This window comes from Paraburkholderia bengalensis (assembly GCF_037126505.1).
Taxonomy (GTDB): Bacteria; Pseudomonadota; Gammaproteobacteria; order Burkholderiales; family Burkholderiaceae; genus Paraburkholderia; species Paraburkholderia bengalensis.
On record NZ_JACFYJ010000051.1, the window covers coordinates 20,912 to 45,598 of the forward strand.

Below are 24,687 nucleotides of genomic sequence, written 5' to 3' on the forward strand. Positions count from 1 at the left end.
GATTCCATCTTATGGGAATAGGCGCGTCGCGAGAATCATATGTAGGTATAGGGCGGCACGGCCGTGCGGATGACGCGCTTGCCAGGCGCTGCCCACGCCTTGCCACGCCTTGCCGCGCGCCTTGTCCTGCGGATAAACGGTCGCGCTGCGGCCGTGCGTTTCCAAAGCCGCGCGTGCCTTGGGGAAAACCTGCAGCCGTACAACGTCCCTACAGTGACGGCGTCACGGGCCCATGCCCGGCCCAGTACGAGGATGACGTTAGGCGAACGAGTTGGGCCGCAACGCGCCCGTCAGAATGTCGAGCACGTACTCGCGCACCAGCGCGCGCACGTCGCCCGACGTGTTGCCGAATTCTGCGCCGACCAGCGTGTCTGCGCCCTTCGTGCGCCGGTTGCGCGCGATGCAGTTCAGCGGCGCCGTGCGCACGCGGCCCGCGTGCGCGAGCGGCAGCGACAGCTTGAAGTGCTCGCCCGGCGCGAGCGAATTCGAGTTCACGAGCAGGCCGACGCCCGCGGCGCTAAGGTCGACGGCGCGCACTTCCGTGCCCGCCATCGGGCGATCGTTCGTGGACAGATGCGCGGTCACGTCGATGCCCACGCGAACGTGCCGGCGCAGCGTGCGCGAGCGGACTTCCTTGGGATGGCGCAGATAAAGCACGTCGAACGGCGCCGTGTGCCGGCCGATCACTTCCGAATCGAATGCATGCCGGTAACGTCCCGCGATGAACTGTCCTTCGACGGCTACGCCCGGCGCGAACGCGGCGTCCACGCCGCTGCCCGACAGCAGCAGGCTGACGTCGTCGAGCACGCCGACAAAACGCGTACGCGCCGAGAGGGCCGGGCCGCTTGCCAGCGAGATCACGAAGTCTTCGGGCGTGCAGCCCGAATTGGGAAACGGCCCGACGAACACCTGATCGTCATGGTCGCGCCGCGCGCGCGCCGCAGCGGGCGCCTCGCCGCTCTGCGCGGGGTTCGCGTCGTGGCGACGCTCGCCCGGCAGCGGGTGCCGGAAAGCGCCCAGCGCGAACAGCCGCTCGCATTGCTCCGCGCTATGGATGATGTGCCCACGGCCGATCAGCAGCCTGCCGTCCGCCGTGTAGACGGAAAACGGCAGCGGAACCCCGATCGTGACTTCCCGTTGCGACAGCGGCACCAACGGCATGACTCGCCTTCTCCTCTCGATGACTTTGCGGTTCTCGTCGCACGCGTTTTGCCCATGTTTCGCCCATGTTTCGCGCGCAACGCGTGCAGTCGACAAGTATGCACGACGTCAACGCTCGCACCAAACGCGCAAACGTTTGGCGGCTGTGTACGTTTCCATAGACAAATAGGGAAATCAATCTATTCCGGCGCCAGAATCGCAATCTTCCCTTTCCAGCGAATCAAGAGTCATGGCAGCCGCGACTTACTATAATGACCGCACAACCGCCACGGGACGACTCCACATGACTACGCAGCCACTTACCGCCGGCATCGACCATGTCGGGCTCACCGTCCGCGATCTGGGCCTCACGCGCGACTTCTTCGTCGAATGCCTGCAATGGACCCAGGTCGGCGAACGGCCTGCGTATCCGGCCGCATTCGTCTCGGATGGACACGTGATGGTGACGCTGTGGCAAGCCAGCGATCCCGCGACCTGCGTCGCGTTCGACCGCAAGACCAACGTCGGCCTGCATCATCTCGCGCTGCGCGTCGCCAGCGAAGCGGCGTTCAACGAAGTGTTCGCGCGTGTGTCGAATTGGCCCGGCGTGAAGGTCGAATTCGCGCCGGAGAACCTCGGTAGCGGGCCGAAACGGCACACGATGGTGTACGAGCCCGGCGGCATCCGGATTGAATTCGATTTCGATCCGCGCACCCAGGCAGGCGACTAACCGCAGCAGGGCACAGCGCCCTGCTCGTGCTATTCCTCCACGTCCGGACAGCGCAAGCGGCCTATCACCGCCGGTGATACCCCTATCAAAACAAACCGCGCGTCCTCCTTCTGATCTGTTGCTAGAGTGGTGCCAAGTGAAGTGCGGCGGCAACGGAGCAGAGGTTGAACATGGATCAGCTTTACATGTTGAGAGCGTTCGTCTCGGCGGCGCAGCATCAGAGTTTCAGCAAGGCAGCGACGTCGCTGGGCGTCACGACGGGGTCCATTTCCAAGGCCATTGCGAAGCTCGAAGCGTCCATCCAGACGCGCGTGCTTCATCGCACCACGCGCTCCGTCACGCTGACGGAAGAGGCGCAATCGTACTATTTGAGTTGCTGCCGGCTGCTCGAAGAACTCGACGAAGCGAATCGTCGCATCACGCGCGAACGCGAAGTGGACAGCGGCAAGCTGCGCCTCGTGATACATCCGATGCTGGTGAGCGAAACGTTCTCGCAGTTTCTGTCCAGCTACCGCAGCGTCGCGCCCAATGTGAATCTCGTTGTCTCCGTGCACGAAGGCGCCGTCAATCTGTACGACGGACAGTTCGACATGGCAATGCTGCCGCCGAATCAGGTCGAGCAATCCGCCGTGATTCGCAGGACCTTGTTCCGGTCGTCGCGCTCACTCGTGGCGTCGCCCGCGTATCTCGACCAGAACGGCACGCCGCGCCGCGCGGCGGATCTCGCCGGACACTTTCTGCTGCTGCCGCCGCAGTCGCGCCAGCGCAGCACGAACTATGTGCAGGTGATCGAAAACGGCGCCCCTGTGCAGATCATTCCGATGTCGTCGATGGACGGCAACGACGTGCTGCTGCGCGCGGCGGCTCTCGCCGGCGCCGGCATCGCGGAACTGCCGGAAGCGGTGGCACGCGAAGATGTGGCAATGGGAAAGCTGGTTCCCGTGCTGCCCGGCTGCTCGATTTCGGACAGCGAGGTGGAAGTGTGCCTGTTCTACTCGCATCGCGAGTTGCTGCCTGCACGCTTTAGAACTTTCGTCGACTTTTGCACCGACTTCTTTCGCGCGAACGGAGCGCGCCACAGAACGCCCTTTCTGGAGACCGAGCAGCAGGCTGCGTGAATGGTTCAGGCTGCCGCCATGACGGGGCCGAGCCGCGATCGCGTGACGTCGACGAAGGCCTGCATCGCGCTCGACACATACGCATCGTGTCGACGGATGAACAACGTGGCGACCTGCGCCTTTTCGGGCGGCAGCGTATGAATCGCGACGATGCCGTCTTCCGCTGCGCGGGCGACCACGCCGCGCGGCAGCAGCGTGACGCCGATGCCCGCCGCGACGCACGCAGTGATCGCGTCCAGCGAGCCGAATTCGAGCGGCGTCGCCGTAACAATGCCCATTTCCGCGAGCAGCGCCTCGAGCCGCTGACGATACGAACACCCCAGCCGGAACACGATGGTCTTGAGTTCGGGCACAGCGGGCAGCGCATCCACCGACGACACGTTGCGCGACGTCACCAGCACCAGTTCTTCCTGGAAGATCATCTCCGCATGCAGTTCGGGATGATCCACCGGACCCGCGACGAATGCGCCGTCGAGCCTGCATGCCGCCACGTCTTCCGTCAGGCTGCAACTCGTGCCCGTGGTCAGCGACAGACGCACCTGAGGATAGATTCGCGCGAAATTGCTGAGTATCGGCGAAAGGCGCAAGGCCGCCGTCGTTTCGAGCGTGCCGAGTGCGAGGCCGCCTGATGGCGGTCCATCGTCGAGTGCGGCGAGCCGCGCGTCGGCAAGCAGCTTCGCCATGCGCGCCGCGTACGGCAGCATGCGTTGCCCTGCAGGCGTGAGACTCACGCCGCGCACATGCCGCTGAAACAGCGCGACACCGATCTCGCGTTCGAGCGAGCGGATTCGCGCCGTGACGTTCGACTGAACTGTGTGAAGTTCGGTAGCGGCCCGGTTCATGCTGCCATGACGGGCCACTGCCTCGAACACCTTGAGGTCGGCGACATCCATGCTGGGTACCTTGATGAAATCGACAATGCCCTGCCCGGGCTGACGGGCCGTCGCGCCCGTCACATGCCGTCCGTGAGGGACGGGACCGCAAGGTCGATCCTCATCGTACACCAAAGACGAATCGCGCACTGCCGGCTGATCACTGGCCATCACAGGTACCTATGTCAGGGCGTGTTCGACTGCCGGAAGTCTTCGCCGTTGATGCGGCTCGACACGCTGATGTTCTCGCGCGGATGTTCATGCAGGATCACGTTGATGATCTTCGGGTCCGAGCCGATCGTGTCGTGCGTGACCTGGATGATGTCGCGGATGAGCTGCTCGCGACGCGCCGGCGCAAGGCCGGCCGCAATATGGCATTCGATGAAAGGCATGCGGTTGCTCCCGTTTATGTGAGCCGGCTGATCAGTTCCTTGTCGTTGGCGGCGCCTTCGACGTATTCGGGCAGATGCTCGCCATGCTCGACGAAATTGATTCCTCTGCCTTCGCGAAAGACGATGAAGATGTCGTTCTTCGTCTCGCCGGTTGCCTCGCTCACGACACGCAGCAGGCCTGCCGCAAGCTGACGTTTCTGTTCGTCGGTTCTGCCGTAGCGCATATCGCATGAAATAAGGGCCATTCGTCTCTCCTGAATGTATCAACCGTTATTGGATTCCCGCGTGCCGCGCGGGAAATGCTGCTTGCGGATTCACGTTTCTGAGCAGTTGCGTCAGATCGTCGATCGAATGGCTTTCAAGCGTCGAAACCAGTTCGACGATCGCTTCACGCAGTGCCTTGTCGGCATACGGCTCGCTGAGCCAATGGAATTTCTCGACCGTGCGCTCCCACGTAAAGGGATGGTCGAGTCCGCCTTCGAAGCCCACGTGCTCGATGGAAAACACGCGGCCATCGCCGCACCGTATCGTCACGCGCGTATTCAGCGCATGCGGATATTGCGCCGAGAAAGCAGCGTCGGGACGTACCGTCACTTTCTTGAGCAACGCCTGCGCATCGGCCGCCTGCACGCGGGCCGGTTCGAGTTGAGCCGGTCCCACCTGATCGTCGAGCAGCGCCGCCGCGATCAGATACTTGAGGTTGTAGTCGGCCTGCTCTTTCGTCTGCGGGTTGTCCTTGGCGCCAAAGCTGCCGCCGCCCGCAATGTCGTAGCCCGTCTGGAAGATATCGCACACCACTTCTTCGACATCGCCGCTCGCGATACGATTGGCGCGCTTGAGTGCGAGCGTCGCTTCGAGTACCGGCTGACCGTGAATCAGCGAGCAGTACTTCTTCATCACCGTCTGGTGGATGACGTCCAGGCGCGCATCTTCCCAGTCGACGTCGAGCGGCTGGTCGAACATCCGTTCAAGGCCGTTCGGCCCTTCGAACAGGCGAAGCGGACCCGTAAAACCGCGCTTTGCAAGCGATGCCGAATAGACCGCGCGCATGCCCGTGATGCCCGGCGAAAAGCCCTTCCAGTGCGATACCGGCTCCGAGTGCACGCACGACAGCGAGACGTTGTCGACAGCGGCAATGGCAATCGCGTGAGCGAGCTGATCGGCATTCAGGCCGAACAGCTTGCCTGAGCCCGCCGCCGCCGACATCGCCAACTGGATCGCGTGATTAAAGCCCTTTGCCATCACCGGCACGATCGCGGTGATGCGGCAGCCGATCTCATAGGCGACGGCCAGCGCGAGCATGAAGTCCTCGCCGCTCGCCGACGCATGCTCGGCCGCGGCGAGAACCGCACCGAAGTTATCGCTCGGATGACACAAACCGCCCGGCGACATGTAGCTGTCGAGCAGATCCACGTAACGCACGAGACCTGAGTTGTACAGCGCCGCCTGATCCGGCGAAGTCATTCCGCCGCCGATCAGCGAGCAGTTGCCGTCACCGCGATATTCGTCGAACTGGTCTCGCAGCGCCGCGAACGGCGGGCCGGGCAATGCCGCAATCGCACAACCCAGGCTATCGAGAATGTTCCGCTTGAAGAGCCCGCGAGCCTGCGGCGAAAGATGATGGGAACGTGCATCGGCGGCGAACCGGCCGATGCGTTGAACAGCGGTGAGCGTGCTCATTGATCAAAGGTCTCGTGAAGAACCAGTGATTCAATTTCGCATCGCTCACGAGAGAGATCAAGCGAAGGGTTCGGATAGGGCTATCTCTTGCGCTGATACGTTGCGACGCATTCTGCGCGGGCTCTGGCCAAATCAACAACGGGCGCTCAAGGGCGCGCGTAGATCGAATCCGAACCGTTTACACCTTGCGCTTTCGCGCCTGCCGCCGAACTGGCGCTTGCAGATCCGCCATAAGAACTGTCCGCGACGCCAATGCCGTGCTGCGCGTTGACGCGCGCCTGCGCTTCTTCGATGTTCCTCGGATATTGCGTCGCATCGGCGCCAGGGTTGTAGCCCGCCTTCTGCAGTTCGACGAGTTGCGCGCGCACGTCGGCGCGCGTCAACGGTTGATTCGACTGTGCGAACGAAACGACAGGCAGCGCCATCACAGCAGCAAGAACGAGCGATTGGAGTTTCATGGTTCTATCTCACGAGAGAGGGTTGATTCGCGAAGATCGCGGCGACCAGTACTTGCCGTCGCCAGCCATCCTCAACGTTGAGATATTTGAACCCGCGCACGTATCTGGCTTGTGTACTAAATGAATCTGTTATGCAGCCATTCGTGTCGCCGTGCATCGCCGATACGTTCAGATACACGGCATCAAGGTCGTCATTCGGTCCCCGATGCCTTGCGTCGTTTTTGCTGCACGCCGCTCGACGTGATCGTCGAGCATTGCAGGGGATGCGTGATTTCAGTGGCGAACCCGCCAGCCAAAAACAGGAAGATTGCCAACAGGCGTTTCATGTTGCCTCCAACGTAGCGTCACGATTGCTTTATAGCGCAGGCCACGCATCCGTTTGTGTCCCAGTGTATCCACGCACCATCCGGATACAAGACGATGCAAACACGAGACATGACGACACAGCATGGATACGCGTAGCCGTTCCAATACGGCCATGCACTTTCGCTCATTCGCTCATTTCAAAGGACGCTCACATGATCTCCCGAATCAGGACCTTGACGACAGTCGCTGCCGTGGCCGCCATCGCCGCGCTCGGCGCGATGGTCGCGAACAGCGGTGCGGCGCCTTCCGCACAGATCCAGACCAATCGCATTGCGCCCGAATTCACGGGCATCGATCACTGGCTCAATTCGCAGCCACTGACCATGCAGCAGTTGCGCGGCAAAGTCGTACTCGTCGACTTCTGGACGTACACATGCGTGAACTGCGTGAACACGCTGCCGCATGTGGAAAAGCTCTATGAGAAGTACAAGGACCAAGGGCTGGTGGTGGTCGGCGTCCATACGCCTGAATATGCATTCGAGCGCGAGACGAACAAGGTCAGTGCGGCAATCGCGCAGTACGGACTGCGCTATCCCGTCGCGCAGGACAATCACTATGCGACGTGGAACGCCTATAGCAATCAATACTGGCCGGCCGTCTATCTGATCGACAAGACAGGACACGTTGTTTATAGCCACTTCGGCGAAGGCGATTACGACGAAACGGAAGCCGCCGTTCGCCAGCAGCTCGCGCGCGCGGGCTGAGCGCGGCCTACGATGCCCGTGCGCGACCGCGAACGCGTCGGGCTTCTGTGCCGCCTGAAGGGGAGCATCACACGCGCCTTCATCTGCACGAAAACGAAAGCTTTGCAACACTATGTGGCGTGCGCGTCGAACGTCGGATTGGTGACGAAAATGATGACGAAAACGTGTCGGAGTCAGGGGGCGCGGCTTGCGGCTGTACGGCAGGCTTCGACGCGTCGCGACGTGCCATCGTGCCACGAGGAAGCGTCGCTGGCGCGCGCTTCGTTCCTCAACTACGATCGAGGAGAGCAAGATGCCGATTGTCATGATTCAGGTTACGCGTGAAGGGACGCAGCCCGGTGCAGTCTGCGTGAGCGCCGAGGAAAAGGCGCAACTCATCAAAGGCGTAAGCCAGGTGCTGCTCGACGTGCTGCACAAGCCGCTCGAATCCACCTTTGTCGTCATCGAAGAGGTACCGACGGAAAACTGGGGCTGGGGCGGCCTGCCCGCGCTCGAATACCGCAAGCTGAAAGCAGCAAAATCAGCCTGACCCGCAACATTCCACCAAGCAGCACTTCATCGAAGGAGAGTTTGCTATGTCGCTCGAAAAGGCGCTTTACACTGCACATGCAACGGCTACAGGCGGCCGGGACGGTCGCGCGGTCGTGCCTGCAGCCAATCTGGACTTCAAGCTGACCACGCCGAAGGAACTCGGCGGACAAGGCGGCGAAGGCGCCAATCCGGAACAGCTGTTCGCTGCCGGCTATAGCGCGTGCTTTATTGGCGCGATGAAATTCGTTGCCGCGCGGGACAAGATCGCAATGCCCGCCGATGCATCGATCGACGCGAGCGTTGGTATCGGGCCGATTCCGAATGGGTTCGGCATCGAAGTAGCGATGAAGATTTCATTACCGGGCATGGAGCGCGAGGCCGCGCAGGATCTGATCAACAAGGCTCATATCGTGTGTCCGTACTCGAACGCGACGCGCAACAACATAGACGTCAAGCTCACGCTCGCCTGACACATCACCTTGTTTTACACGCTGCTGGCCGCAGCGATGCATCGCGGCCAGCAACTCTTCGTTTCACAATCGATACCGATACGGGATGGCTTAGCCCCACAGTTCCGTCACGGGCGCGGGACTATGCGTATCCATCCAGTCGTACGACTCACTGGCGTGCGCCCATGCCCAGTTGCGCGGGACAGCCGCAGCCTGAGCCTTCTCAGTCGACACCGCTTCTACGCGCACGCGCGCGCCTGCGCCGCTATGGTCATCGATATTCCGGAAATTCAACGATTCGCGCTTCATGGCTTTCACCTCTACATTGCGTGTCACGACGTTTGTTTCAAACGCCGATGTTTGACGTTAGACATAGGCTAAACCCTTAGACCCGATCGGCAAATCGGGCTGCGCAGAATTCAGAGTTTTCAAATCGGGAACAATGCGCGCGACGACATACGACATTGCATGCGGTCAAACGTCTGATCAAAGCCTCACAACAAAGAAAAGCAGCCTCCTTGCGGCAGGCTGCTTCGTGCTGCTGCGATCAGCCGCAAGGGCTAACCGACGTTACTTCGCCGTCGGCATCGCAAACTCGGCGCCTTTCTCGATGCTCTCGGACCAGCGTTGCATGATCGACTTCTGCTTCGTGTAGAAGCGCACGCCTTCCTCGCCGTAAGCATGCGTGTCGCCGAACAGGCTGCGCTTCCAGCCGCCGAAGCCGTGCCATGCCATCGGCACCGGGATCGGCACATTGATGCCGACCATGCCGACTTCGATGCGGCGGCCGAATTCGCGGGCCACATGGCCATCGCTCGTGAAGCAGGCCACGCCGTTGCCGAACTCGTGAGCATTGATCAGCTCGACCGCTTCCGAGAAGTCCTTCACGCGCACGCAAGCGAGCACTGGTCCGAAAATTTCTTCCTTGTAGATGCGCATTTCAGGCGTGACGTGGTCGAACAGCGTGCCCCCCGTGAAAAAGCCATCCTCGTGACCCGGCACGCGCAGCCCGCGTCCGTCGACGACGAGCGTCGCGCCTTCCTTCGCGCCCTCTGCGATATAGCCTTCGATGCGCTCCAGCGCCTGGCGCGTGACGATCGGGCCCATTTCGGCGTCTGCCTCCATGCCGTTCTTCACGATCAGGTTACGCGCGCGCTCGGCCAGGCGCGGCACGATCTTGTCGGCCACGTCGCCGACCAGCAGCGCCACCGAGATCGCCATGCAGCGCTCGCCCGCCGAACCGTATGCGGCGCCGATCAGCGCGTCTACCGCCTTGTCGAGATCGGCGTCGGGCATCACGACCATGTGATTCTTCGCGCCGCCCAGCGCCTGCACGCGCTTGCCGTGCTTCGCGCCCGTTTCGTAGATGTAGTTCGCGATCGGCGTCGAGCCGACGAAACTGATCGCCCGCACATCGGGATGCGTGAGCAGCGCATCGACGACGACCTTGTCGCCCTGCACGACATTGAACACGCCATCGGGCAAACCAGCCTGCTTCAGCAGATCGGCCATGAACAGCGAAGCCGACGGATCACGCTCGCTCGGCTTCAGAATGAACGTGTTGCCCGCTGCAATCGCGACAGGGAACATCCAGCACGGCACCATGCACGGAAAATTGAACGGCGTGATGCCCGCGACCACGCCCAGCGGTTGCCGCATGGTCCAGTTGTCGATACCCGTCGACACCTGCTCCGTGTAATCGCCCTTCAGCAATTGCGGAATGCCACAGGCGAATTCGATCACATCGATGCCGCGCGAGACTTCGCCTTGCGCATCGGAAAACACCTTGCCGTGCTCGGCCGTGATGATGGCGGCAAGCTCGTCGCGATGACGGTTCATCAATTCGAGGAAACGCAGCATCACGCGCGCGCGCCGGATGGGCGGCGTGTCGGCCCACTTCGGAAACGCGGCCTTGGCGCTGGCGACGGCTGCCTCGACATCGGCCGTCTCGCCCAGCAACAGCTTGCGCGCCCGGGCGCCCGTGGCCGGATTGAAAATGGCCTGGCTGCGGGTTCCCGTGCCATCGACCCGTTGTCCGTGAATGAAATGCCCCACGTCCGCATTGTCCGAAAACGCTTGCATGTCCGCTCCTCTGTGATGGATGTTGCAGCAAGTGTAGAAAGCAGCGGACGTGCTGGAAAGAGGCTACCATTGAAATCACTGTTTGCCACAGTGAACAATAAGTGTATGGATACGCAAAATATCGAAGACTTGTGGACGCATCTGCACTGGCTCACCATGCTCGCCGAACAGGGCACGTACACGGCGGCAGCGGCGCGCCTCGGCGTCAGCAAGGCGGCCATGAGCCAGCGCATCTCGGAACTGGAGCGCGCCGCCGGCATCTCGCTCGTGCAGCGCACGACGCGCAGCGTGCGCCTGACGGAAGCGGGCCAGCAACTCGTCGACAGCACGCGCAGTCAATATGCGCACATTGCCGCGAGCTTCGCGCAGGTGCGCGAGCTATCGGGCGTGCCGCGCGGACTCGTGCGCGTGACCGCGCCCGTCGCGCTCGCGCGGCAGCAGCTGGTGCCGAAGCTGCCCGAGTTCCTGTCGGCCAATCCTGAAGTGCGCGTGCAGCTGGAGGTGTCCGACAGGCTCGTCTCGCTCGCCAACGAGGGCTTCGACCTCGCGATACGTCACAGCGCCGAACCGCCCGACACGCATGTCGCGTGGAAACTGTGCGATACGCATTCGGTGATCGTCGCGACGCGCGCCTACTTGCGCAAGCGCGGCACGCCAAAGGCACCGGAAGAGCTGGCGTCGCACGATTGCCTGTTTTATCCGCGCTCGACGGGCGAGCCGATGTGGTCGTTCGAGCGCAAGACGGCGCGCAAGAGCGCCGCGCGACCCGTCACGCTGCCCGTGAACGGACAGTTCTGCGCCAACAACAGCGAGACGCTGCGTGACGCGGCGCTGGAAAGCCTGGGTATCGCGCTGCTGCCGGACTTCACGGCGCAAGCCGCCGTGCAGGCAGGCAAGCTTGTCGTCGTGCTGCCCGAATGGCGCGTGACGGGCGCGTTCGCCGAGCAACTCTATATCGTGAGGCCGTATGCGTCGCATGTGCCGCGCGCGGTGGGACTGTTTGTCGGCTATCTGCGCGAACGGTTCGCGGGCGGATTTCCCGTTTAGCCGTGCGCTTGCGATTCGCGTCGGCTGCATGTTGGCAGACGAGCGCACACACGCACCTGTCGTCACGTTCGGTCCAAGCCAAACAGTGCGCCTTCTCCGACTTCAGACGAAACGCCGCCACAGCCTCGTCGAGCTGCCGCCCTTGATCTTCGAGCGAGCGCGACGCAGCCGCCGCCTGCTCGACCAGCGCCGCGTGGTAGTCGCTTGTGAACTTGCCCTTCGGCCATTGCACGTAGCGGCCCCGCTGCGTGCCCGCGTAGACGTAGCGCAGATCCGGATGGCTGTCGCCGAAGCGCTGCAGCAGATGGAAGATGTCGGTCTCGACGCCGCCGTTGGTCTCGGGCGTCATCTGTCCGCCGTGCGATAGCTGGTCACCGTGTTGCCCGCCGACGGGACCAGCGGCATGTCCGACAGGAACGCGACATTATCGTGGATCGCACGAACGTCTCGCGCAAGCTGCCGTCGATCTGGCGAATCTGGACGAGGCCCGCGTCGTTGAAGTTGTCGATGGCGGGACAGCGCACATCGCGCGGCGCGTACAACGTGACCGCAAGTATCGTGGCCGCTAGCGCCACGCCAAAGCTGAGACTCAGTTCGACTGCGATGGAACGCATGCCCATGCGTGACTCCGCGTCCAAATGCGTTGATTGAGTGGCGCTGTCCCGCGCCGTTGCGTCTGCCCGCCTGTTACGGCCCGCGCGCGCGATCTGAACCGCGTGCATTTTTTATAATTGACTCGGTGAGTTGCGCCTTACCCGCACGGCCGCGCTCGCAAGCGCCCGCGCCCGGACCGTTGCGCCTGCCGCGCGAGCGTGTATAACCGTCGGAAGAGTGAGGGTCGGATGCATGCATCGTGCATAGGTATGCCACGTGCGTACCACCCAGACTCGTCCAAGCAGGCGCCATCGGCGTCAACGGAGTTGCCCACGATGAATGACAGTCAGGACCGACAGATCGACGCCGCCGACACCGCCGCGCAACTGCATCGCGAGCGCTCGGCGAATGCGCGTTTGAGAAAGCTGATCGACGCGCATTCCAGAATCGCGGCTGCGAAGCTCGACCTCGACCGCTTTCTGTCGCTCGTCACCGACTCGCTGCTCGAACTCGCGCCGGCCGCGCATGCGTCAGTAATCGAATGGGTGGACGGCGAGGAGATGGTGTATCGCGCGTGCAGCGGCACCATCGCGCATCATGTCGGCCTGCGTCTAAAACGCGACGGCAGTCTGTCGGGACTGTGCTCGCTCGAAAAACACCTGCTGTACAGCAGCGACACGTCGAATGATCCACGGGTGGATGCGCAGGCGTGCAAGCGGGTCGGCGCGGCGTCGATGGTGGTGGCGCCGCTGCTCTATCAGGCGGACGTGGCGGGCGTCGTCAAGCTGATGGCGAACAGGACGGACGCTTTTTCCGCCGACGACATCGAAACGCTCGAGCGGATCACGTCGCTCGTCGCGTCGGGGATGGCGCACCAGCGCGTGTTCGCGGAAAACCGCACGCTGATCGAGCAGAACGCCATCACCATCGCGCGGCTGCGCACTGAAATCAGCCTGCGCGAAGCCGCCGACAGCAAGCTCGAAGCGTCGCTGCGGCGGCGCCGTCTGGTGCTCGACACGACGCACGACGCCTTCGTGTGCACGGATGCCGACGGCATCATCATCGAATGGAACGACGCGGCGACGCACACGTTCGGCTATGCGCGCGATGCCGTGATGGGTCGCGCGATGCTCGACACGCTGTTCCCGGAGCGCTGCCGCGCGCATTACGCGGAACTCGACGTGTTCCGCATCGCGCCAGGCCAGCATGCCCACCAGCTTCTGCAGCGCGGCCGCACGGAATTGACCGCATGCCGCATCGACGGCAACGAGTTTCCTGCGGAGCTTTCCGTGTGTCCCGTGCAGTTCGACGGACGCACCGAGCTGGCGTATTTCATCCGCGACGTCACCGAGCGCTTCAACGCGCGCGAACTCGACAAGCGCTTTCGCGTGCTCGTCGATGCAATCAAGGACTACGCGATCACGATGCTGGACCCGCAAGGCCAGATCACGACGTGGAGCGCCGGCTCGACACAGGTAATGGGCTACGAGCCGCACGAGGTGCTCGGCGAGCCCGCTGCCCTTTTCTATACGCCCGAGGACATCGCGGCGGGCAGGCCGCAACGCGATCTCGATCTCGCTGCGCGCGAAGGCCGCATCGAAGTGGAAGAGTGGCGCGTGCGCAAGAACGGCACAATCTTCTGGGCCAACATCATCACGACGGCGCTGCGCGATCCGAACGGCTCGCTGCTAGGCTTCGCGAAGATCACGCGCGATATGTCGCGGCGGCGGCGGCTCGAAGAACTCGAAGCGTCGAGCCAGCGCATGAGCCAGTTCCTCGCGCTGCTCGGTCACGAACTGCGCAACCCGCTTGCGCCGCTGCGCAATGCCGTCAGCATGCTGCAGCTGAAGTCCGACAATCACGACGCGTTCGTGCCCGAGCATCAACTGATCGACCGGCAGCTGTCGCACCTGACGCGGCTCGTCGACGATCTGCTCGACGCCGGGCGCGTCACGCTCGGACGCGTGCAGATCGAGCCGAAGCCGGTGTCGATGCAGGCCATCGCGCAACTGAGCATCGAAGGCAGCGCGCCGCTATTCGCCGCACGCGAGCAGACGCTCGACGTGCAGTTGCCCGACACGCCGATGTATATCGAAGGCGATCTCACGCGCATGGTTCAGGTCGTGCAGAACCTGCTGAACAACGCGTCGAAGTTCAGCCCCGTGGGTGCGTCGATCAGCTTGCAGGTGTTCCGCTCGGGTCGGCTGCTCGCGATCCGCATCCACGACCCGGGGCGCGGCATCGACCGCGACGCGATCGACGCGATCTTCAACCTGTTCGTGCAGGAAACGCCGACCGAGGAGCAGGCCGACAAGAGCGGCCTTGGCATCGGGCTGACGCTCGCACGCGCCATCGTCGATCTGCATGGCGGCCACATCGACGCACACAGCGAAGGACGCGGCAAGGGCAGCGTATTCACGGTCTGGCTGCCCGAATGCACCCGCTCGGCGAGCGACGACGGCGCACGTGTCGAGGCAAGCGCGCCGTTGCAGCCCGCCGACCTGAAGGTGATGGTGGTCGACGACAACGTCGATTCCGCCGACAGCATGGCCACGCTCGTGCAGGTGCTCGGCCACGAGGCGCATGCCGTCTACGACGGCGCGGCCGCCATCGAGCTTGCGCAGACGCTGCAACCCAATCTCGTGCTGCTCGATCTGTCGATGCCGAAGATGACGGGTTTCGAGGCGCTGCCGCATATCCGCCGCGCGCTCGCCGCGCAAGGCGCCGTCATCGCCGCGATGACGGGCCTCGGCACCAGCGAAGACCGCGCGAAGACGGAGGCTGCGGGCTTCGACCTGCATCTGACCAAGCCCGTCGATCTCCCCGAGCTCGAAAGCGTGCTGCAAATCGCCGCGAAGCAGGTGCGCGACTGAGGGGGTGAACGCGCACCGGCTCGAGCCCTTCGCGGCGGCATGAAAGAAAACGATTAACTTCTCCGATCGGCATCCGCCTTCCCATCAAACCCCTAAGGGCGAGACATGGCGGAAACACGTACTAGCCAAGCGGCGCTAAACCTCCTATTCTTGGAAAAACGTTTTCCAAAGATGACGGAAGCTGTGCGCGCCGCCCACACGATAGCGCCGCACCTCCCGCCCCCGGCGCTCGTCGCCGGCCACGAAAAAGATGCGGCGCGACGAGCGATGCCGCAAACGGAGACATACATGCAATCTGCCGTCGTCGGCGTCGTGCGCGCCGCCAGCCGCTTTCGCTGGACCGTCTGTGCACTGCTCTTCTTCGCGACCGTCATCAACTACATGGACCGGCAGATTCTCGGTCTGCTCGCGCCCGTGCTTCAGCACGAAATCGGCTGGACGCAGGTGCAGTACGGCCGCATCGTGATCGCGTTTTCCGCCTTCTATGCGATCGGCCTGCTGTGCTTCGGGCGTGTGGTCGACTGGCTCGGCACGCGCATCTCGTACGCGGGCGCGATGCTGGTATGGAGCATCGCCGCGATGCTGCACGCGGCCGTCGGCTCGGTGATGGGCTTCGCGGCCGTGCGCGCGCTGCTCGGCATCGGCGAAGGCGGCAACTTTCCCGCCGCGATCAAGACCACGGCCGAATGGTTTCCGCGCCGCGAGCGCGCGCTCGCGACGGGCATCTTCAACTCCGGCGCGAACATCGGCGCCGTATTCGCGCCCGCGATCATTCCGCCCCTCGCCGTGATCTACGGCTGGCGCGCCGCCTTCATCATCATCGGCGCGATCGGCCTTGTCTGGCTCGCCGTGTGGCTGGCTGTGTATCGTCCCGCCGACCGCAGCGTGCAGGCGGAACTCGACGATCAGATCGACGAAGCAGAAGCCGCCGATGCGCGCAACGCCAACGCAGCCGCGCCTGGTTGGGGCCAGTTGATCCGGAAGCGCGAGACGTGGGCGTTTTTGATCGGCAAGTTCCTGACCGATCCCGTCTGGTGGTTCTATCTGTTCTGGCTGCCGAAGTGGCTCAACGAATCGCGCGGCATGGACATGCAGCACATCGGCTTGCCGCTCGTCGTCATCTACGCGATCACGACGGTGGGCAGCATCGGCGGCGGCTGGATTTCGTCGACGCTGCTGCGCAAGGGCTGGAGCGTCAATGCCGCGCGCAAGACGGCGATGTTGATCTGCGCGTGCTGCGTGCTGCCCATCGCGTTTGTTTCGCAAGTCGATAATCTGTGGGGGGCTGTGGCCATCGTCGGTCTCGCGGCGGCTGCGCACCAGGGCTGGTCGGCGAATCTGTTCACGACGGCTTCCGACCTGTTCCCGCGCCGCGCGCTGGGCGCCGTGGTCGGCATCGGCGGGATGGCGGGTTCGATCGGCGGCGTGCTGTTCTCCGAAGTGATCGGCCAGGTATTGCAACGCACGGGCCACTACTGGGTGCTGTTCGCGATCGGCGCGCTCGCCTACCTGCTCGCGCTCGCGATCATGCATGTGCTGACGCCGCGCATGGCGCCCGCGAAACTCGATGCCTGATCGTACATGGCGCACAGGGCGCGCCGCGTCGAGCGGCGCGCCTGTCCTCGCAGCGCGCCAAGCCGAACCTGTGATTTCATTCGCAAGCGGCCGTCGATTCGCGCACGATCAGGCGCGGCTCGAACATCGAGTGCCCGGTCTCGGTACGGCCCGCGAGCCCGTCGATCAACTTCTGCATCGCGAGTTCGCCCATCTTCTCGCTCTGGATGTCGACGGTGGTCAGGGCGGGCGACGCGTACTCGCCGTACGGCACATTGTCGACGCCCGTCACGGAGACATCGCGCGGCAGCTTGAAACCGAGCGACGCCGCTTCTTTCATGAAGCCAAGTGCGATCAGGTCGTTGTAACAGATCACGGCTTGCGGCCGCTGCGGTCCGAGCATCACGCGCGAGCACGCCTGCTCGCCCGCTTGCGCGGTAGGCGCGTGCGCGTCGTGCACGTCGAGCGTGAGCCCGGCCTCCGACAGACACTCGCGCGCGCCGCGAATGCGCTCGTCATTGATGCGCGCCTGGCCGAAGCCGAGATACGCGATGTGCCGATGCCCGAGATTCAGCAGATGACGCGCGAGCATGTACGTCGAGAGCCGGTTGTCGATGCCGACGCTCGGAATGGGCAGACCGGGACTGTGCCGCAGCAGCACGAGCGGCTTGTGAAGCTCCAGCATCCACTGCGACTCTTCGTCGGGCATGCGCGAACTGACGATCAGTCCGTCTACTCGTTGCGCGAGCGCTTCGATCAGCGAGCGCTCGCGCGCCTGGTTCTCCTCCGTGTCGACGAGCAGCAGCGTGTAGTCGTGCTGAAGCGCGACGCGATTCGCGCCCTTCGTGACGTTCGTGAAGTGCGGGTTGCTGATGTCGAGGATCGCGAGACCGATGGTGCGCGTGCGGCCCGTGATCATCGAGCGCGCGAGGGGGTTCGACCGATACCCGAGCCGCTCGATGGCTTCCTTGAGCCGCGCTTCGACGGCGGGCGAAAAGCGCTGTGCGCCGTTGATGTACTTGGACACCGTCGCGACCGACACGCCCGCATCGACGGCGACGTCGCGAATCGTCGGGGAAACTTTTTTCATGCGCAAGGTAACCGTTTCGTTTGGCTGACGCCGATTGTCGCAGAAAAGGCGGCCGCACAAACGACGCCGGTGCCGACGCAGCCTTTATTTAATAGGCGATTGACGATGGGATAGTGCCTCTCTTATAGTCAGAAAACGTTTTCCTAACCATTCGAAGGACCCTTCATGAACGAGACATCTGCTGTGCCGCGCAAGCCTTTCCGCCGTCTGCTGCTGACGGGCGCGGGCGGCAACCTGGGCCGCCAGCTGCGCGTCGCGCTGGCCGAATGGGCCGACATCGTGCGCGTCAGCGACATCGTGCCGACGGGCGAAACAGCCGCGCACGAAGAAGCGGTCACCGTCGATCTCGCCGACCGCGAAGCCGTGACGCACATGGTCGAAGGCGTCGATGCGATCGTGCATCTGGGCGGCATCTCGATCGATGCGCCCTTCGACGACCTGATCGAAGCGAACATCCGCGGCACCTACAACCTGTACGAAGCCGCGCGCCGGCATGGCGTAAAGCGCGTGGTATTCGCGAGCTCGAATCACGCGATCGGCTTTCACCCCGTCACGGAAGTCCTCGACGCCGACGCGCCGCAGCGACCCGATAGCCTGTACGGCGTGACGAAATGCTTCGGCGAATCGCTGTCGCGCTACTACTTCGATCGCTTCGGCATCGAGACCGTGTGCCTGCGAATTGGCTCATCGTTCGAAGGACCGAAGAATCCGCGCATGCTCGTCACCTACCTGAGCTATCGCGACTTCATCGAACTCGTGCGCTGCTCGCTATTCACGAATCGCGTCGGGCATGTCGTCGTCTATGGCGCATCGGATAACCCCGTGAAGTGGTGGGACAACACGAAAGCGAACTTCCTCGGCTTCAATCCGCGCGACAGCTCAGCGCAGTTCGCGGAGCGTTTCCCCGCTACGGCGCCGACCGCGGAGTACGACGACGCTGCGCAACGCTTCCAGGGCGGCGCATTCGTGCTCGGCGAACCGATGGAGCGCAAGCGCCAGACGAACACGTAGTGGAAGCAACAAAGATCACACGATTACATCGATCACAAGGCGCGACGACATTTTGTTGGCGCGCTTTTTTTTTCGCAGCCGTAATGCATTGCGGTGACAGTTTTGCAACGTGTACCATGTGGCGTAGGGCAAAACCCTTGGAGGATGATCGCTCATGGACAGGCATGCGGTGCACTACAGGCGCCACGTCATCATCCCACTTGCATCCGTGGCCGCGCGCGGATACGCGGCCAGCGTATTCGTCACCGGTCCGAGCGGACGGCGCAAAGCTTTTGGCATCCTCGGCTACTTTTCAACAGAGGAAGAAGCGATCGAGTACGCAACGTCGTGCGCGAAAGCCCGGATCGAGGGCAATCGAATGCCCGGTTTGCCGCGCAAACTCAGCGCGGTTCGGCATTGGTTCCTGCGTCATGGCATGCGTCGGCAACAGGGACTGGCCGACTTCAGTCGCTGATATTGATCAGATGATTAGTTGTGCAATGAGTAGTGCAAATCCGGGCGCTGGCAATGCGCCCGTTCTCGACACGCAAACTAAACCTTAGCGTTCGATAATCAGCGAACCTCGACGCGCCGCATCTGTGTCGATCAGGCGCGCATGACATTTCGCCTTGTCGGGACGCCCTGCAGGAGCGCCGCTCTCTGTTGTCGCTCGCTCGCCTGCGCGCCAGGTCCGCCACTTGCTGCTATTTGTCTGAATAAAGCCCGTAACCAGTCGTTTATCATGACTGGCTCACGTCGTTTGAACGAATTCGTCAGTCAGTATCATGAATACCGGAAAGATCTTGTTGATTCTGGGAGCGCTTTTGCTGGGTGTCGCAGGCACCACGTATCTGATGCTCCTTCAGGCCGATCGCCGTGCGACCGCCGAAGCCACTGCCGGCATGGACGAACCCACGCACTCGCCCGCGATCGATTCGCGCGGCAGCGAAAGTCACGTGACGGAAGGCAGCATCGGTTCAGCCCCCCCCTTCGGCCACCGCCAGCGCGATCACGAAGAACACGGCCGCCGCGCAGCAGCCGCTCGTGCCTGCTACGCCCGCGCCTGCACCTGCGCCTGCTCCGGCAATCGCCGCCGCGCCTGCGCCCGCCGCGCAGTTCGCGCAGCAGCCACAACCGCAGCCGCAAGCTCAACCGCAACCACGGCCCGCTCCGTCGACGACGTCGGCGAATGTCGCGGCCGTGAACGTGCCGGACGCGAGCGCGCAGGCGCAGCAGAAATTCATGCGAGCACAGCGAGTGCAGCGGGGACGCGATGGCTTCGAGCGCCCCGTGCCGTCGGCGGGCCCAACGCCCGAAACGAATGAGCTCGTGCGCGAATCGGCGAAGCTCGATCCGCTGCTGCCGCCGCCCGCATCGATGGCACCCGCCTCGCCGGCGCCCGGCAATGTCGATACGGCGCGCGCCAGCACGGACCAGCGCAGCACGTATCAAGCCTCGCCGCGCTCCGGCGCGGCGCTGACGGGACAACTCGTGCGCGAATCGTCGAAGCCCGATCCTTCGCTGCCGCCGCCCAATATGGCCGCCGTTCGCGCGGCGACGGAGGAACAACGCCTTTCGTCGAAGCCGGGCGTCGGTTCGAACCCCGTCGCTGCAGCGCTGACGGACCAACTCGTGAGGGATTCGGCGAGGCTCGATCCGTCGCTGCCGCCGCCGAAATAGGCTCCAAAGCGGAACGCAGAATCACGCACAGCGCCGTTGCTCACGCAGCGGCGCTGTTTTTTTACGGACCGCTTCGTCCCGTCATACCGGCTCAGACGGCAAAGTCCGTCGATTGCGACAGCGTCCGCCACGTCTGCGTCTCCGCGGCCACGAACGCGTTCTTGTCGGCAATCGCCTTCAGCGTGTCCGTGCCGAGCGGCAGGCGCAGCGGCGGCGTTTGCGCATCCGCCAGCGTGACGAGCGCCGTCGCAAGCTTTTCGGGGTCGCCGGGCTGGTTGTGGTTCATGCCCACCGCAAAGCGGCGCACGTTGCCCGACGTCTCGTCGTAGTCGTCGATGATCTCCTTGCCGACCAGCAGCGATGTCGCGTCCAGAAAGTCCGTGCGGAAATAGCCCGGCTCGACGACGGTCGCGTGAATGCCGAGCGGCTTCAGTTCCGCGTGCAGCGCTTCCGTGATGCCCTCGACGGCGAACTTCGTCGAGCTATACACGCCGAAGCCCGCCGCCGCGCGATAGCCGCCGATCGACGACAGGTTCATCACGTGACCCGAGCGCTGCTTGCGCATCACGGGCAGCACGGCGCGCGTCACATTCAACAGACCGAACACGTTGGTGTCGTACATGCGGCGCACGTCCGCGTCGCTCGATTCTTCGACTGCCGCGAGCAGACCGAAGCCCGCGTTGTTGACCAGCACGTCGATACGGCCGAATTTCGCGAGCGCTGCCTCGACGGCGGCCTTGGCTTGCCTCGTTCGTGACGTCGAGCGCGACGGGCAACAGGGCGGGCGACTCGCCCAGCCGCTCGACAATCGCGCCGACGTTGCGGCCCGCGGCGACCACGGCGTTGCCGTCAGCGAGCGCCGCCTCGGCCATCAGTGCGCCCAGACCTCGCGATGCGCCCGTAATGAACCAGACGCGCTTGAATTGCTGTTTCGTGACGCTGCTCATGACCTGCTCCTACGTTGGTGGTGAAAGTGAACGAAGGATAGGACGAGCGATTCGCATAAACTAGCCGTCGTTTGCTAGACTGATAATCAACTTTTACTTGCTAATCACTTGCCAACACGGGAACGGCCCATGAACGAGGTCCGCGCCATTTCGATCTTTGTCCGGGCCGCGACGCTCGGCAATCTGCGCAAGGCAGCCGTCGATCAGGGCATTTCGCCTCAGGCGGCGAGCCAGGCCGTCATGCAGCTGGAGAAATCGCTGGGCGTGCGGCTGTTTCACCGCACCACCCGCAAGCTGAGCCTGACGGAGGAAGGACAACGCCTGCTGCTCAGCGTGGAGCCGGCGCTCGCCACGTTGTCGTCGGCGATCGACGACGCCCGTCGCGCGAAAGACGAAGTCGCGGGCCCGTTGCGCGTCAGCGCGCCGACGGCACTCGGGCGCGCGGTGCTGTGGCCGTCCATCGTCGCATTCGCCGCGCGCTATCCGGACGTGCAGCTCGACGTCCGCTTCGACGATCACTTCACCGACCTCGTCAGCGACCGCGCGGATGTCGGCTTTCGCGGCGGCTCGCCGCTCGCGGGCGGCGCCATCGCACGGCGTCTGCTGCCTATTCAACTGATCGTGTGCGCGTCGCCGGCCTATATCGAACGGCACGGCGCGCCGCAGTCCATCGACGATCTCGACGCCCATCGCTGCACGGGATATCGGCGGGCGAACACGGGCAAACAGGCGCCGTGGGAATTTCTGATCGGCAATGAGATCGTCTATCGCGACATTGCCGCGACGCTATGCGTGAACGACATCGACGCGGAGACGGAAGCCGTGCTGTCGGGCGTGGCGATCGGACAGCTCGGCAGTTTTTCGGCCGTTGCGCACATTCGCGCGGGACGGCTCGTGCCGTTGCTCACGCAGCATCTGACGCAGCGCGAGTCGATCTACATCTACTACCGGCATCGCACGGAGCAGCCGCTGCGCGTGCGAACCTTCATCGATTTCATGATCGGTCAGCTCGCGGACAGCACCGGCTTTTTTCTGGGGCCAGCCGAATTGCGCGCCTGACCCAACGGCCGCAAGCATTCGCCGATGCGAAAACGCGTCGCGCGCTTCCCACACGATGCCGGAAGCGCGCGGCGCGCCACGCGTTCGCCGCCGACCCCGTTCGCGTCGCGGACGGCAACGGCGCACGCTCACTTCATCTGCTTACTGCGTCTTGTCACGCGACTTCAGCTTGCCCTGATAACGCAGCACGGGACGAACCGTCTCCGCCTGCGGCGCGACCAGCATCTGACGACGCGCCATCGCTGTGACAGGCGGCGTGATCGAGCCGATCGAAGTAGCGCGCGACGGATCGGCGAGCCCGGAATTCACGAGCATCTTCGCTTCCATCTGCAGGTTGGTCAGCAGCACGGGATCGGTCAACGCGCTGCTCTGCGCGAGCAATTGGCTCCACGCGTTGTCACCGTAGTTCGTCACGTAGTAATCGAGGCCGCTTGGGTCCGCGACCACACCCGTGCAGCCGTTCACGCGCACCTGCATCTGCGTGTCCTTCATCGCCACCGTCTTGCGACGCGCGAAACCCTCGCCATAGCCGAGCGTGATGGGAATCGTCCACTGGATGCCCGGATACAGGTTCTGGTTCGGATACGGCGATTGCTTCAACGTCACGACGGTTTCGTTGCTCGTCAGATCGCACTGCGTGTCGAGCGACACGAGCGGCACGCCCGTTTGCCGCACGAAGCTGTCGCCGATCGCGACCATCGGCTCGCCGCTCGCCTTCGCGAGTTCGTCCCACAGGCGCCTGGGCGTCGAGTTGCCGAACGAGTAGTCGGCCAGATACTGCTGCAAGCCTCTGCGCATCACGCCGTCGCCGAGATAGTTTTCGAGCATCTTCAGTACGATGCCGCCCTTGTCGTACGTGAACGGACTCGCGCTCAGCACGAAGTCGTTCGAGGCCCAGTCGTTGAAGTTCGGCTGAACCGGGAACGACGTGTTCCTCAGATCGCGCGACATCACGGCGTACTTGGTCTTCACTTCGTCGGTCCAGCTGAAGCGATCAGGGAAGAACAGGATCTTCGTCTTGTTCTCGAAGTACGTCGCAAACGATTCGTTCATCCACACGTCATCCCACCAGTCCAGCGTCACGAGGTCGCCGAACCACTGGTGCGCCGCTTCATGCGTGAGCACCGTTACGCCGTAATCGGACATCGGCGTGCCGGGCTGCGGAAGGATATCGTCGGCGAATTCGAGAATGGCGCCCCAGTTCTCCATGCCGCCGAAGTTCAGATCCTTCTGCTCCTTGAACGCGTCGTTTGCGGCGATCGTGTCGAACTTCGTGAGCGGCAACGGTATGCCCGTATAGCGATAGTAGTAATCGAGCGCCTGCTTGGTCTGCTGCATCGCGGGGACGGCCCAGTCGCGCATGCCCGGCGGCGTGAAGATGCGCAAGTGCAGGTTCTTGCCGTCGTGCAGCGGACTCACGAAATCATCTTCGAGCGTATCGAACATGCCGCCGCCGAAGAACAGCAGATATTGCGGCATCGGCGGTGTCTTCTCGAACGACACGCGCTTGTAGCCGCTATCCACGTTGACGGACGGCTTCTCGGCGGCGTTCGATACGACGCGCCACTGCTGCGGCACGTCCGCCGACACTTCGTACGTCGTGCGAAATGCGGGTTCGTCCCAGCCGGGGAACCATTGGCGCGCAAGATTGGTTTCTCCCTGCGTGAGGATGGCGCCGCTCGTCGAGCCGTCCGTGCCTTTCAGGTCGACGCGGAACACGCCCTCCGCCGCAGAGCAGCCAGGATACGGATCGTTGCCGCAGCTGCCGCCCGTTTTCGTGGCGGGATCATCGTAGGTCTTGAAGTTGATGATGCCCGACCACTCCATGTGCAGCGAATAGTTGCCGGCGTGAATCTGCCCGCTGACGGGCCGCAGCTGATAGAAGTCGCCATCGTCCTGCGGCGTCGCGATCAGTTGCACGTTGCCCGGCTGCAGCGTGGTCTTGCCGTTGACGAACTTGATCCGATGCCCGGCAATGGCGATCTGGTCGACGTTCTTCGTCACCTGGATCTCGACATCGGCGCGGCCGTCGAATGACGACAGGTCCGCATTGGGCCGGAACCACAGCTTGTAATTGATCGGCTTCACGGTATCGGGAAGCTCGACGGGCGGCACCGACTTGTTGACCGACGCATCGGCGACAACGGGCGACGGCGCCGACAGCGCGGGCTGCGCAGCGGGTGCCGTCGCGCCCGCCTGCGCCGTCTTGCTCGACGTCAGGCCTGAGTCGTCGGAGCCTCCACATGCACCTAACGCCAGCGTCGTTGCCAGTAACACACACTGCACCTTTAACCGAAATATTGATCGCATGGTTCGTCCTGATCGGATAAA

The 24,687-nt window shown here is 63.3% G+C and carries 23 protein-coding genes and 1 pseudogene; 12 read left to right on the forward strand and 12 right to left on the reverse strand.

The window, feature by feature from the left end:
- Nucleotides 1–258: 258 nt before the first annotated feature.
- A complete protein-coding gene (locus H3V53_RS25925; RefSeq protein ID WP_336600388.1) occupies nucleotides 259–1,161 on the reverse strand; it encodes a PilZ domain-containing protein in 903 nt (300 codons plus the stop codon).
- A gap of 283 nt (nucleotides 1,162–1,444) precedes the next feature.
- Here H3V53_RS25925 and H3V53_RS25930 point away from each other — a divergent pair, with 283 nt between their 5' ends.
- Together H3V53_RS25930 and H3V53_RS25935 are read left to right on the forward strand one after the other, a co-directional pair.
- Entirely contained in the window at nucleotides 1,445–1,870 is a 426-nt protein-coding gene (locus H3V53_RS25930) for a VOC family protein (RefSeq protein ID WP_336600389.1), read from the forward strand.
- Nucleotides 1,871–2,040: 170 nt separating this feature from the next.
- Nucleotides 2,041–2,988 (forward strand): LysR family transcriptional regulator, encoded by a 948-nt coding sequence (locus tag H3V53_RS25935; RefSeq protein WP_336600390.1) that lies wholly within the window; start codon nucleotides 2,041–2,043, stop codon nucleotides 2,986–2,988.
- 5 nt (nucleotides 2,989–2,993) lie between these two features.
- Here H3V53_RS25935 and H3V53_RS25940 read toward each other — a convergent pair whose 3' ends face one another.
- The 6 genes from H3V53_RS25940 to H3V53_RS25965 all read right to left on the reverse strand — a co-directional run bounded on the left by H3V53_RS25940 (nucleotide 2,994) and on the right by H3V53_RS25965 (nucleotide 6,716).
- Nucleotides 2,994–3,881 carry a LysR family transcriptional regulator gene (locus H3V53_RS25940; RefSeq protein WP_336600419.1) on the reverse strand — a complete coding sequence of 296 codons (888 nt, stop codon included), beginning with the start codon at nucleotides 3,879–3,881 and terminating at the stop codon, nucleotides 2,994–2,996.
- Between the two features lie 164 nt (nucleotides 3,882–4,045).
- Complete coding sequence (locus H3V53_RS25945; protein ID WP_336600391.1) at nucleotides 4,046–4,252, reverse strand: tautomerase family protein; 207 nt, start codon at nucleotides 4,250–4,252, stop codon at nucleotides 4,046–4,048.
- Nucleotides 4,253–4,266: 14 nt separating this feature from the next.
- Entirely contained in the window at nucleotides 4,267–4,497 is a 231-nt protein-coding gene (locus tag H3V53_RS25950; RefSeq protein ID WP_336600392.1) for a tautomerase family protein, read from the reverse strand.
- Between the two features lie 25 nt (nucleotides 4,498–4,522).
- Nucleotides 4,523–5,932, reverse strand: a complete 1,410-nt coding sequence (locus H3V53_RS25955; RefSeq protein ID WP_336600393.1) for an MmgE/PrpD family protein — start codon at nucleotides 5,930–5,932, stop codon at nucleotides 4,523–4,525.
- 146 nt (nucleotides 5,933–6,078) lie between these two features.
- Nucleotides 6,079–6,390, reverse strand: coding sequence for a DUF4148 domain-containing protein (locus H3V53_RS25960; protein WP_336600394.1), 312 nt, complete (start codon nucleotides 6,388–6,390; stop codon nucleotides 6,079–6,081).
- Nucleotides 6,391–6,581: 191 nt separating this feature from the next.
- Entirely contained in the window at nucleotides 6,582–6,716 is a 135-nt protein-coding gene (locus tag H3V53_RS25965; RefSeq protein WP_336600395.1) for a hypothetical protein, read from the reverse strand.
- Nucleotides 6,717–6,908: 192 nt separating this feature from the next.
- Here H3V53_RS25965 and H3V53_RS25970 point away from each other — a divergent pair, with 192 nt between their 5' ends.
- The 3 genes from H3V53_RS25970 (at nucleotide 6,909) to H3V53_RS25980 (ending at nucleotide 8,461) form a co-directional block, all read left to right on the forward strand.
- Nucleotides 6,909–7,460: a redoxin family protein gene (locus tag H3V53_RS25970; protein WP_054921248.1), complete on the forward strand. Its 552-nt coding sequence runs from the start codon at nucleotides 6,909–6,911 to the stop codon at nucleotides 7,458–7,460.
- A gap of 292 nt (nucleotides 7,461–7,752) precedes the next feature.
- A complete protein-coding gene (locus H3V53_RS25975) occupies nucleotides 7,753–7,989 on the forward strand; it encodes a tautomerase family protein (protein ID WP_336600396.1) in 237 nt (78 codons plus the stop codon).
- Nucleotides 7,990–8,035: 46 nt separating this feature from the next.
- The gene (locus tag H3V53_RS25980) at nucleotides 8,036–8,461 is read left to right on the forward strand and encodes an Ohr family peroxiredoxin (protein WP_054921243.1); all 426 of its coding nucleotides are present in this window, start codon (nucleotides 8,036–8,038) and stop codon (nucleotides 8,459–8,461) included.
- A 90-nt stretch (nucleotides 8,462–8,551) separates the two neighbouring features.
- On the opposite strand, the gene H3V53_RS25985 is transcribed toward H3V53_RS25980, so the two are convergent.
- Both H3V53_RS25985 and H3V53_RS25990 read right to left on the reverse strand, forming a co-directional pair.
- Nucleotides 8,552–8,749, reverse strand: coding sequence for a hypothetical protein (locus H3V53_RS25985; RefSeq protein WP_336600397.1), 198 nt, complete (start codon nucleotides 8,747–8,749; stop codon nucleotides 8,552–8,554).
- A gap of 261 nt (nucleotides 8,750–9,010) precedes the next feature.
- Complete coding sequence (locus H3V53_RS25990) at nucleotides 9,011–10,522, reverse strand: CoA-acylating methylmalonate-semialdehyde dehydrogenase (protein WP_054921240.1); 1,512 nt, start codon at nucleotides 10,520–10,522, stop codon at nucleotides 9,011–9,013.
- Between the two features lie 105 nt (nucleotides 10,523–10,627).
- Between H3V53_RS25990 and H3V53_RS25995 the strand changes: the two genes are divergently transcribed.
- The 3 genes from H3V53_RS25995 to H3V53_RS26005 all read left to right on the forward strand — a co-directional run bounded on the left by H3V53_RS25995 (nucleotide 10,628) and on the right by H3V53_RS26005 (nucleotide 16,611).
- Nucleotides 10,628–11,569, forward strand: a complete 942-nt coding sequence (locus H3V53_RS25995; RefSeq protein ID WP_336600398.1) for a LysR family transcriptional regulator — start codon at nucleotides 10,628–10,630, stop codon at nucleotides 11,567–11,569.
- 929 nt (nucleotides 11,570–12,498) lie between these two features.
- Complete coding sequence (locus H3V53_RS26000; RefSeq protein ID WP_336600399.1) at nucleotides 12,499–15,036, forward strand: PAS domain S-box protein; 2,538 nt, start codon at nucleotides 12,499–12,501, stop codon at nucleotides 15,034–15,036.
- Nucleotides 15,037–15,324: 288 nt separating this feature from the next.
- Nucleotides 15,325–16,611 carry an MFS transporter gene (locus H3V53_RS26005; RefSeq protein ID WP_336600400.1) on the forward strand — a complete coding sequence of 429 codons (1,287 nt, stop codon included), beginning with the start codon at nucleotides 15,325–15,327 and terminating at the stop codon, nucleotides 16,609–16,611.
- 76 nt (nucleotides 16,612–16,687) lie between these two features.
- Here the strand turns inward: H3V53_RS26005 and H3V53_RS26010 are convergent, their stop codons facing one another.
- Entirely contained in the window at nucleotides 16,688–17,740 is a 1,053-nt protein-coding gene (locus H3V53_RS26010) for a LacI family DNA-binding transcriptional regulator (RefSeq protein WP_419539576.1), read from the reverse strand.
- Nucleotides 17,741–17,845: 105 nt separating this feature from the next.
- Here H3V53_RS26010 and H3V53_RS26015 point away from each other — a divergent pair, with 105 nt between their 5' ends.
- The 3 genes from H3V53_RS26015 to H3V53_RS26025 all read left to right on the forward strand — a co-directional run bounded on the left by H3V53_RS26015 (nucleotide 17,846) and on the right by H3V53_RS26025 (nucleotide 20,350).
- Nucleotides 17,846–18,691: an NAD-dependent epimerase/dehydratase family protein gene (locus H3V53_RS26015; protein ID WP_336600402.1), complete on the forward strand. Its 846-nt coding sequence runs from the start codon at nucleotides 17,846–17,848 to the stop codon at nucleotides 18,689–18,691.
- A 154-nt stretch (nucleotides 18,692–18,845) separates the two neighbouring features.
- Nucleotides 18,846–19,145 (forward strand): hypothetical protein, encoded by a 300-nt coding sequence (locus H3V53_RS26020; RefSeq protein ID WP_054921227.1) that lies wholly within the window; start codon nucleotides 18,846–18,848, stop codon nucleotides 19,143–19,145.
- Nucleotides 19,146–19,714: 569 nt separating this feature from the next.
- The gene (locus H3V53_RS26025) at nucleotides 19,715–20,350 is read left to right on the forward strand and encodes a hypothetical protein (protein WP_336600403.1); all 636 of its coding nucleotides are present in this window, start codon (nucleotides 19,715–19,717) and stop codon (nucleotides 20,348–20,350) included.
- Between the two features lie 91 nt (nucleotides 20,351–20,441).
- Here the strand turns inward: H3V53_RS26025 and H3V53_RS26030 are convergent.
- Nucleotides 20,442–21,297: pseudogene (locus tag H3V53_RS26030) on the reverse strand (oxidoreductase).
- 129 nt (nucleotides 21,298–21,426) lie between these two features.
- Between H3V53_RS26030 and H3V53_RS26035 the strand changes: the two are divergent.
- Nucleotides 21,427–22,356: a LysR family transcriptional regulator gene (locus H3V53_RS26035; protein ID WP_336600404.1), complete on the forward strand. Its 930-nt coding sequence runs from the start codon at nucleotides 21,427–21,429 to the stop codon at nucleotides 22,354–22,356.
- Nucleotides 22,357–22,497: 141 nt separating this feature from the next.
- Here the strand turns inward: H3V53_RS26035 and H3V53_RS26040 are convergent, their stop codons facing one another.
- Entirely contained in the window at nucleotides 22,498–24,666 is a 2,169-nt protein-coding gene (locus H3V53_RS26040) for a M1 family metallopeptidase (RefSeq protein WP_336600405.1), read from the reverse strand.
- Nucleotides 24,667–24,687: the final 21 nt, after the last annotated feature.

Bases quoted from the DNA above. Each gene is read 5' to 3' on its own strand.
- H3V53_RS25925 (WP_336600388.1), bottom strand. From the start codon at position 1,161: ATGCCGTTGGTGCCGCTGTCGCAACGGGAAGTCACGATCGGGGTTCCG.
- H3V53_RS25930 (WP_336600389.1), top strand. From the start codon at position 1,445: ATGACTACGCAGCCACTTACCGCCGGCATCGACCATGTCGGGCTCACC.
- H3V53_RS25935 (WP_336600390.1), top strand. From the start codon at position 2,041: ATGGATCAGCTTTACATGTTGAGAGCGTTCGTCTCGGCGGCGCAGCAT.
- H3V53_RS25940 (WP_336600419.1), bottom strand. From the start codon at position 3,881: ATGGATGTCGCCGACCTCAAGGTGTTCGAGGCAGTGGCCCGTCATGGC.
- H3V53_RS25945 (WP_336600391.1), bottom strand. From the start codon at position 4,252: ATGCCTTTCATCGAATGCCATATTGCGGCCGGCCTTGCGCCGGCGCGT.
- H3V53_RS25950 (WP_336600392.1), bottom strand. From the start codon at position 4,497: ATGGCCCTTATTTCATGCGATATGCGCTACGGCAGAACCGACGAACAG.
- H3V53_RS25955 (WP_336600393.1), bottom strand. From the start codon at position 5,932: ATGAGCACGCTCACCGCTGTTCAACGCATCGGCCGGTTCGCCGCCGAT.
- H3V53_RS25960 (WP_336600394.1), bottom strand. From the start codon at position 6,390: ATGAAACTCCAATCGCTCGTTCTTGCTGCTGTGATGGCGCTGCCTGTC.
- H3V53_RS25965 (WP_336600395.1), bottom strand. From the start codon at position 6,716: ATGAAACGCCTGTTGGCAATCTTCCTGTTTTTGGCTGGCGGGTTCGCC.
- H3V53_RS25970 (WP_054921248.1), top strand. From the start codon at position 6,909: ATGATCTCCCGAATCAGGACCTTGACGACAGTCGCTGCCGTGGCCGCC.
- H3V53_RS25975 (WP_336600396.1), top strand. From the start codon at position 7,753: ATGCCGATTGTCATGATTCAGGTTACGCGTGAAGGGACGCAGCCCGGT.
- H3V53_RS25980 (WP_054921243.1), top strand. From the start codon at position 8,036: ATGTCGCTCGAAAAGGCGCTTTACACTGCACATGCAACGGCTACAGGC.
- H3V53_RS25985 (WP_336600397.1), bottom strand. From the start codon at position 8,749: ATGAAGCGCGAATCGTTGAATTTCCGGAATATCGATGACCATAGCGGC.
- H3V53_RS25990 (WP_054921240.1), bottom strand. From the start codon at position 10,522: ATGCAAGCGTTTTCGGACAATGCGGACGTGGGGCATTTCATTCACGGA.
- H3V53_RS25995 (WP_336600398.1), top strand. From the start codon at position 10,628: ATGGATACGCAAAATATCGAAGACTTGTGGACGCATCTGCACTGGCTC.
- H3V53_RS26000 (WP_336600399.1), top strand. From the start codon at position 12,499: ATGAATGACAGTCAGGACCGACAGATCGACGCCGCCGACACCGCCGCG.
- H3V53_RS26005 (WP_336600400.1), top strand. From the start codon at position 15,325: ATGCAATCTGCCGTCGTCGGCGTCGTGCGCGCCGCCAGCCGCTTTCGC.
- H3V53_RS26015 (WP_336600402.1), top strand. From the start codon at position 17,846: ATGAACGAGACATCTGCTGTGCCGCGCAAGCCTTTCCGCCGTCTGCTG.
- H3V53_RS26020 (WP_054921227.1), top strand. From the start codon at position 18,846: ATGGACAGGCATGCGGTGCACTACAGGCGCCACGTCATCATCCCACTT.
- H3V53_RS26035 (WP_336600404.1), top strand. From the start codon at position 21,427: ATGAACGAGGTCCGCGCCATTTCGATCTTTGTCCGGGCCGCGACGCTC.
- H3V53_RS26040 (WP_336600405.1), bottom strand. From the start codon at position 24,666: ATGCGATCAATATTTCGGTTAAAGGTGCAGTGTGTGTTACTGGCAACG.